The following is a 2,281-nucleotide window of genomic DNA, read 5'->3' as shown; positions in this document are numbered from 1 at the left end:
ATCAACTTCAGCCACAGTGGCAGCAATGATGACATCAATGTCGCGCAAAACATCAGCTACCTACCCTTTGGCCCTGTCCAAAGCCTAACCTGGGGCAATGGCTTAACCCTGAACCGTCAATATGACCAGGATTTCCAGCTTACTAGTCAAAGCGTGCAAGGCATTCAAAGCCTGAGTTATGGCTATGATGCGGTCGGTAACATCCTCAGCATCGACGATGGTTTACAGGCCAACCTGAACCAAGCCTTTGAATACGATGCCTTAGACCGCTTAGCATTGGAAAGTGGTTACTTTGGGCAGAAGACCTATCAATTTGATGAAGTGGGCAACCGTACTCAACGTATCTGGACTACTAAAGCGGATGCGTCTGGTAACAGCCAAACCAAAAAACAAGTCCTGAGCTATCACGACAATAGCAACCGCTTGAGCAAGCTCAACAAAGAAACCGTCAGCTTGGATGCGATGGGGAATACCCTGGCCAGTCGTGGTGCCAATGCCACCTATGACGCCCGTGGGCGTTTAAGCAGCATGACCGTAAACGGTGAGCTTCGTGCTAAATACACCTACAATGCCATTGGTGAGCGGGTCGTTAAAGAGCGCATCTTAGGGGGACAGTCTTACTATGGTGTTTACCAATATGACTTAGCCGGCCAGCTATTAGCCGAAGCTAATTACTCCAGCACCCGTAAGCTACTCGATCGTCACTATGTGTGGTTAGGCAATATGCCGGTGGCCATGATCGAAGTGCATTACCAAGGTGATGGCAAAGTAGCCAATACCCAGGTGAGCTATATCCATGCAGATCACCTCAATACGCCACGTCGTGCGACTAACATCGAAGGTAACATTGTGTGGGCCTGGTACAGTGATGCGTATGGTGTGGGTCAGGTAGCCGATAACCCCGATGGTGATGGGCAAGCCGTTACTTTAAATCTGCGCTTCCCTGGGCAATACTTTGATGCAGAGAGTGGGCTCTTTTACAACTATTTTCGCGATTACGATCCAACTACTGGACGCTACATCGAAAGTGATCCCATTGGGCTTGCTGGTGGGTTGAATGCGTATGCGTATGTTGAAGGGAATCCTTTGCGGTGGGTAGACCCAAGAGGCTTGGCTATTGGAGACTATCCTCCACCACCACCGGGATATGACCCGGATACATGGGGACACGGCCAATGGCCTAATGGTAAGGACTATGTCACTGATCCAGATGGTGATATATGGACTGTTCATCCCGAAGATAAAGGCCATTGGCCCCATTGGGATGTAGGCCCATCTGGAGGTAAAACCAAACAACACCCAGAAAACGCTAAGAAACCATGGCCGGGGCAGAAAAAACCTAAGAAAGATCAGTGTGAAACAGACCCAAATGGGGATGACTATGATCCATGGGAACACCCGGAACAGTCAGCACCTAAGGTCTTACCTCCACCTCTAATTTTGCCTAAGCTTCCAGGAGGAGGGCGAAAGTGCGCACCTCTTAAATGTGGCCCATTGTCACCGCTTCTTCAGTAATTAATAGAATTCATGTCATGAGTATTTCAGAGAAATTAAAGAGAAGACGAATTTCACTAGGGATGACCGACTTAGAGCTATCAAAGAAATCCGGCCTCACAATATATGAGTATGGTGACCTTGAATCTTTCGACGATGAACTTGAGACTGTTCTGGACCTAAAAAGACTAAAGCAGCTATTAGCCGTTTTACAGACAAATTATTTTGATTTTTTTGAGGCATCTAAAAGTAACCTGGGTCAGTTTAATTCTCTGGTTGATATGCCAAGAAATAAATTGATAAAAACGAGGCGTGAGCAGTTAAATAAATCAAAATCAGAACTTTCTGATGATATCGGTTTTTATGAATACGTAATTGACTCAATGGAAAGTGAAGAGGATTTTCTTGAAAACTGGTGTATTGAAAACATTAAGCAGCTGGCCAAAGCTTTGAATATACCAGTTGAACTACTTATGTTTTCTCCTTCCGAAAGAAATAAGTAAATGGAATAAAAGGGGACCGTAACTCGGATTGGCCTTGGCTTACACTGTTAAAGAAAAAATGAGCCGACCATATTTCCGGCTCCATTTTGCAGGTTGGCTACGTCGTTCTAAACACAACTTCATTGCCAACCCTCCTCCCCAAAATTTTACTGAGAAATCCGTGCCCTCAGCTCTTGAGGGCCTGCCCTCAAACACTCTATTTTTTGACACACTGATAAACCCGATAGCGGTTACTTTAAATCTGCGCTTCCCTGGGCAATACTTTGATGCAGAGAGTGGGCTCT

The 2,281-nt window shown here is 46.0% G+C and carries 3 protein-coding genes; 2 read left to right on the top strand and 1 reads right to left on the bottom strand.

All coding sequences use genetic code 11. The features are described 5' to 3' along the window. A partial coding sequence (locus KCG35_RS24715; protein WP_304956772.1) for an RHS repeat domain-containing protein occupies positions 1–1,515 on the top strand: 1,515 nt, incomplete at its 5' end. A 17-nt stretch (positions 1,516–1,532) separates the two neighbouring features. Continuing rightward, entirely contained in the window at positions 1,533–1,997 is a 465-nt protein-coding gene (locus KCG35_RS24710; protein WP_215822517.1) for a helix-turn-helix domain-containing protein, read from the top strand. Between the two features lie 39 nt (positions 1,998–2,036). Here the strand turns inward: KCG35_RS24710 and KCG35_RS24705 are convergent. Continuing rightward, on the bottom strand, positions 2,037–2,281 hold a 245-nt coding region (locus tag KCG35_RS24705; RefSeq protein ID WP_215822516.1), incomplete at its 5' end, for a hypothetical protein.

Source organism: Zooshikella harenae, assembly GCF_018837975.1.
GTDB lineage: Bacteria > Pseudomonadota > Gammaproteobacteria > Pseudomonadales > Zooshikellaceae > Zooshikella > Zooshikella harenae.
This window is presented reverse-complemented; position numbering and strand designations above follow the sequence as displayed.

What these genes read in the sequence shown, in the direction of transcription:
- KCG35_RS24710 (WP_215822517.1), top strand. Translation starts at nt 1,533, where the DNA reads ATGAGTATTTCAGAGAAATTAAAGAGAAGACGAATTTCACTAGGGATG.